This window comes from Microcystis sp. LSC13-02 (assembly GCA_002282935.1).
Lineage (GTDB): Bacteria > Cyanobacteriota > Cyanobacteriia > Cyanobacteriales > Microcystaceae > Microcystis.
In genome coordinates, this window is sequence record MTBT01000119.1 from 1 (window position 1) to 5,591 (window position 5,591).

Annotated in this window: 5 protein-coding genes and 2 pseudogenes; 5 read left to right on the plus strand and 2 right to left on the minus strand. The window is 46.7% G+C overall.

Annotated elements, in window-relative coordinates:
* The coding region (locus BGL89_RS07240; protein ID WP_286825118.1) for a DNA cytosine methyltransferase at positions 1–191 on the minus strand (191 nt) is incomplete at its 3' end.
* Between the two features lie 113 nt (positions 192–304).
* Here BGL89_RS07240 and BGL89_RS07245 point away from each other — a divergent pair.
* From BGL89_RS07245 to BGL89_RS07265, 5 genes and pseudogenes are all read left to right on the plus strand, one after another.
* Positions 305–415: pseudogene (locus BGL89_RS07245) on the plus strand (IS30 family transposase); the annotation flags it as partial.
* Positions 416–840: 425 nt separating this feature from the next.
* Entirely contained in the window at positions 841–1,335 is a 495-nt protein-coding gene (locus BGL89_RS07250) for a response regulator transcription factor (RefSeq protein WP_286825119.1), read from the plus strand.
* A 138-nt stretch (positions 1,336–1,473) separates the two neighbouring features.
* Positions 1,474–3,201 (plus strand): M6 family metalloprotease domain-containing protein, encoded by a 1,728-nt coding sequence (locus BGL89_RS07255; protein WP_286825120.1) that lies wholly within the window; start codon positions 1,474–1,476, stop codon positions 3,199–3,201.
* 31 nt (positions 3,202–3,232) lie between these two features.
* A complete protein-coding gene (locus BGL89_RS07260; protein WP_286825121.1) occupies positions 3,233–4,918 on the plus strand; it encodes a DUF6345 domain-containing protein in 1,686 nt (561 codons plus the stop codon).
* An 86-nt stretch (positions 4,919–5,004) separates the two neighbouring features.
* Positions 5,005–5,442: a pentapeptide repeat-containing protein gene (locus BGL89_RS07265; RefSeq protein WP_286825122.1), complete on the plus strand. Its 438-nt coding sequence runs from the start codon at positions 5,005–5,007 to the stop codon at positions 5,440–5,442.
* Here the strand turns inward: BGL89_RS07265 and BGL89_RS07270 are convergent.
* A pseudogene (locus tag BGL89_RS07270) lies at positions 5,407–5,591 on the minus strand (DNA cytosine methyltransferase); the annotation flags it as partial. The gene BGL89_RS07265 and the pseudogene BGL89_RS07270 sit on opposite strands and share 36 nt — an antisense overlap.

Below are 5,591 nucleotides of genomic sequence, written 5' to 3' on the forward strand. Positions count from 1 at the left end.
TCTCCCTGGGGTTGGTCGCCAAAATTAGCGTGATAAATTGCCTGAGCATCTTTATCTATATCACAGGAAAAGACACAATCAGATGCTAAGTGTTGTTGGCGACAAACTTGTTCAATTGCGACTCGAAACCCTCCTAAACCACAAAAGAGGTCAATAAAACGAATTTTCTGCTTATCTTTAAGTAAATTCATCGATCATATCCCTAGCAATAGCTCGATAATATCCTAAATTAATGGGGATAATTTATCGCCTTATAGCACAGCTACGTCAAAGAATAAATCGAACTTTAGAGGTATTTTTAGCCAAGTTTGCCGTAAACTTTATTAACAATCGTCCTCGAAAATGTCTTGACTATCGTAACCCGAATGAGGTATTCTATGAAGATAGATCAGACAGTGATGTAATTCAGACTTGAATTGGCGTTTTATTAAAGGAAATTATCGTTAACAGGGGGCTGTTTTAAGGAATTATGTCACTGCGATCAATGTTGATGACATAGATATTTTCTTGTTTGTTTCCTAATTTTCTGTTGCCTATTTGCTGCTTTCTAAAAGTACAGATATTCTGAGCAAGCACTAGGCCTTGAGATAAGAGCGTCACCACCAGGGCAGAAAGACGGATTTTGTGATAATTATTTGAATAGTGGAGAAATTTATGGGATTGATGCCAAAGCTCTCGGTAAGTTGCGATCGTTGTGTCGCAGCTTTGCTATCTAGCCCACAGAGAGAGCCAGAAAACAATAAAGACAAATATAATCAAATAAAATCAATAAAGCCACGATTACCCCAATTTTGCCAGCAGATAGGTTTAATAGTCATGGATATAGCTGGAAGCGTGCAAATGCTTACAGAAAGATCTGAACAATTGCTGTACCAGTATTCCCTCTCTCATACCCCGAACACCTTACCAGAACCCTTGCAAAAGTGGTTTAAACATCCGATTGCCCGACTCCTTGCCAAGGATGACCAAGCCTTTTCCTGTTCACCCTTACGCCTAGAACAAGAGGGACGACAGTTAATCATTTTTCTGATTCCCACTCTGATCGGGGAACAGTTTCTCCTACTCTTAGAAGAACAAGAACTGCCCTCTTTTTCGATTGCGGCCTTAGAATTGTTGGGACTGACTAAAAGGGAAGCAGAAGTGCTATTTTGGATTGCCCAAGATAAAAGTAATGCCGCCATAGCAAAAGTGATCGGATGTAGCGAAGGAACCGTGCGAAAACATCTAGAACATATTCACGAGAAACTAGGGGTACAAACTCGGACGGCAGCGGTTATAGTTGCCCTCGAAAAGTTGGGGCTACTGAAAGGGCAGATTGCTGCGATATCTTCATAATTCCCTACGCGGATCATCGTATTGTCACCGCAGAAAAATTTGATGATTATTGAAATTGTGCATTGTCCTGTACTGAGTTCTTGAACAGACCTTCTTATCGAGAAAGCCAAAATTTCTTTGGCAAGGAGAATCAAATCTATGCCTACACCCTTTGTGAATGAGGAATTTACCTTCACCAATCCCGACGGCAGCACTATCAGGGTCAGGGGATCGGGAAACCAGTATTATGCTGTTTTTGAAACCCTAGATGGCTATACCGTGGTCAAAAACCCCGACAATGGTTTTTACACCTACGCCCAGCTTTCCGAAGACAACAGCCAACTGATAGCGACCGATGGGATAGTCGGCCAAATAGCACCCCAAAGCCTCGGCATCCAGCCCCATCTACGCATCCAGACCGAGAGTGCCAAACAACAAGCTCAGAGCGCACCGATGCTACAGGACGGGTTCAGTCAATGGCAAGTCCGTCGTCAGCAAAAAAAAACTCAGCTGCAGGGAATCAGTGCGACGACCAGTGCTGATGCCAGACCAACTTCAACAGTAACTGTGGGCAACTATCTGGGATTATGTATCTTGATTAAGTTTCCCGACGTTGCCGCCAGCATTTCCCAACAGGAAGTCAGCAACTTCTGTAACCTACCTGGTTACGCCGGATTTGGCAATAAAGGGTCAGTACGGGATTATTTCTACGATAACTCCCAGGGAAAATTAACCTATACCAATGTTGTCACCCAATATTACACCGCCGCCAATAATCGCTCCTATTATACCGATCCAGCGATCGCCTATGGTACTCGCACCCGAGAACTGATTCTAGAAGCCCTCAATTATTTGAAATCCCAAGGCTTTAACTTTAGTCAGCTGAGTAGTGATAGTAACGGTTTAATTTATGCCTTAAATGTCTTCTATGTCGGACCGCGGGTCAACAATTGGGCCGAAGGACTATGGCCTCATTCCTGGAGTTTAGCTTCACCCTACGATGTCGGGGGGGGCAAGAAGTTATACGACTACCAAATCACCAATATGGGTAGTGAACTGACCTTGCGTACCTTCTGTCATGAAAATGGTCACATGATCTGCGATTTTCCCGATCTCTACGATTATGGCGGTCAATCGGCAGGAGTGGGTAATTATTGTCTGATGTGTTACGGAGGCAATGATAAAAATCCCGTGCAAGTCTCTGCCTACCTCAAAAATGAAGCCGGTTGGGCCAGCAAAGTGACAGCGATAACTCCAGGTCTTACCGCCAGTCTTCCTGCGGCCAAGAATGAGTTTTACCTCTACAGTAAGAACGCTAACGAGTATTTCCTCATCGAAAACCGGCAGAAAACTGGCCGGGATACATTCCTCCCCGATGCGGGCCTAGCCATCTGGCACGTGGACGAACAGAAGAATGGTAACGAGGAGGAACAGATGACTCCTAGCCAACACTACGAATGTTCCTTAGAACAGGCCGATAATCGCTTCGATTTGGAGAAAGATGCCAATGGCGGTGATAACGCCGACCTATTTCGATCCCCCTATAAAACCGAGTTTTCCGATAGCACCAGTCCTGCTGGCAAATGGTGGGATGGTAGCAACTCTGGCTTAAAAATCGCCCAGATTTCTGCGGTTGGTGCCACGATGACCTTCACTGTCCCCGGCAGTGCTTGGCTAGAGAAAAAGCAGATTACCGGTTTGTGGATGATTAACCAAGAACGCAATGCGGCCGCCTATGTGGACGGCCTCGGCTGGCGCAAGATTGCCCCCGAGAGTGACAGTGTTTTCTTGGGGATGCTTGCCCTGCTGTCCGCCGCTAAGGAAAGAAAATTTCCCGTCAATCTGCGTCTGGAAAACGACGTGATTCAGGAAATTTACGTTTTTTAAAACTTTTTCAAGATTTAACGAGGAAAATACCATGACATTAACACAACCGACTCAAATTCCCCCCGCAGCTAACCTTCCTGAGTCCGAAACACCAGAAATTCCCTCCGTTCCTCTCTTTGCCGAAAACCCCCTCGGTCAGGATAGCAAAGATGGCCTGCGTGGCGGAGCGAATCTCTATGGCGGCTGTAGTATTGAAGTGGGCTGTGGTTGCTCCTTTGGCACCCTGCGCTATACCCATGAAGATGCCCAAGGCTGGTTAGACTATGTGAAAAAGTTTACCCCCTTAAACTTTTGGTATCAGGATTGTGGCGTACAACCCTGGCTTTACTACGAACCCTACGATGATTGGCAAGATACCTACGGGGTAGATGCGGTCATGGCCTTCTATCACTCTGGTCATGGCGGGATGGATGCCAATGGCGTGTTTTATCTACCGATGAGCAAACCGTGGGGTAACGAAGGTTGTACGATCGTCTCTAGCAGTGATAAGTTAGTTTGGGCTAACGAGCGGGTCAGATACATTTTTCTGTCTACCTGTCTTTCCCTGCGGGTTCTGGGTGGTCACAACCCGATTCGGACTTGGAATCCTAGTAATCGCGGTTGGCGAATGCTCTTCGGCTATGAAACTGTTAGTTGGGATAATCCCAATTACGGCAAATTTTTCTGGGAAGAATGGAACAAGAATAAGTCTTTAAGTACCGCTTGGTTAGATGCTAGTTGGCGCATTGCCCACGACCAGGCCCCCTCGGTGGTGGCCTGTGGTGCCAGTGCCGATGAGGCGAAAAATCGTCTCTTTAATGAACGCTATTTTTCTCGCGAACGGGTCAGTAATGCTTGGTATTGGTGGCGATGGTACAATGTGGCTCGCAGTAGCCAACCACAACTGGTCTTACCCCAGCATCTCCTCGTCGGTCGTTTGCAACCCCTAGACGCTACTCGACCGGCTGCCCGCAGCCTAGCGGCACGATTTGGTCTTGACCTGGAAATCCCCTCAGAAGTTGCTAGTACCAGAAATGGCTCCTATCGCCTGGTGACGGGGGAACAAAGCATCGCCTACGGTAGTGATGGGTCAATTGATGTTCGTTTGGCAACTCCTAACCGTTATAATTACAACCCCTTGGCTATGGACAGCGCCCAAACCTTAGCCCAGGAGGCCGTCTGGCGTTACGGTCTTGACCAAGAAGTCCCAGTGGTGTTCGATCGAATTATCTTATCTTCCGAAGCCGGCGGTACGGCTAACGGTTCGGGACAATTGGACGGACCGTTTACTACTGGTGTGATTGTCCAATTCCGACAGTTGATTAATGGTGTCCCGGTGATTACCCCGGGGGCGGGTACGGTGCGAATTGCCCTGGATAACGATGGTACTGTCACCGATGTGCATTCATCAGTCCGCTCGCTCGAACAGTTAAGTAGTCGTCCTGTACGCTCTGCCAGTGCGCCACCTCCCCGGGGTGATATCGCTCCTGTCTTAGCACCCGAACCTAGCAACTATGAGCAGTTACTAGCGGCAGAGTTTAGCCGACAATTGGCTTCCCTGTCTGCTCGCGGTGGCGGTGGAATGCCTCTAGAATTCACCACTGTACCCAATTCCACCGAGATTGGCTACGATATTGACGGCGATGAGGCGATTTTGATCGCCCGCAAAGCGATCGAAGTTAACTTTGGCAATGGTTATCGTAAACGTTATTGGGTTACTGTACCCTTGTTTGGTTAACTGCGATCTAATCCAGTTTTAACTTAGTGTCAAGACGGGCATCTTGCTCGTCTTGACAGGCTTTTTTACTTTTTCCTTGCTACACAATGTCTAGCGTCACCCGTCAACAACTGGAGAGCGCGATCAATGCTGGCTTAAAGATCGGCTTAAACGGTGAAAATTTACAAGGTTTGGATTTATCTGGTCTGAATCTCAGTCAATTTGACTTTAGCTATGCCAATCTAGAATCAGTTAACTTCCGGGGTGCCAATTTAAGCAAGGCGATTTTGTGGTCTGTGCAAGCGGCAAAAGCGAACTTTAGTCAAGCTAACCTTAGTGTGGCCAACCTCGGCACTGCCAATCTTAGCCAATGCAATCTTAGCGGTGCAATTCTCCGTCAAGCTAGTTTGTTAGGAACCAATTTGCAACAAGCGGATTTAAGCAGCGCCGATTTGCGTCTGGCTAATCTCCAAAATACCATCCTCACGGATATTATTTATAATGCTCAAACCCAATGGCCTGATGGATTCCGTTTTTTGCGGTAGGCCAAAATTAAGCGCATTCAAAACCCGATAATCGGTATAGTAATACTAAATCTTGCAAAGTATCGAGAATAACTTCTAAGGTTTTTCCCTGTTGATGTCCTTGTAATTGCTTGACATTTTCCAGAATAAATGCTGCGGGTTGTTTGGCT

What these genes read in the sequence shown, in the direction of transcription:
- BGL89_RS07250 (WP_286825119.1), top strand. Translation starts at nt 841, where the DNA reads ATGCTTACAGAAAGATCTGAACAATTGCTGTACCAGTATTCCCTCTCT.
- BGL89_RS07255 (WP_286825120.1), top strand. Translation starts at nt 1,474, where the DNA reads ATGCCTACACCCTTTGTGAATGAGGAATTTACCTTCACCAATCCCGAC.
- BGL89_RS07260 (WP_286825121.1), top strand. Translation starts at nt 3,233, where the DNA reads ATGACATTAACACAACCGACTCAAATTCCCCCCGCAGCTAACCTTCCT.
- BGL89_RS07265 (WP_286825122.1), top strand. Translation starts at nt 5,005, where the DNA reads ATGTCTAGCGTCACCCGTCAACAACTGGAGAGCGCGATCAATGCTGGC.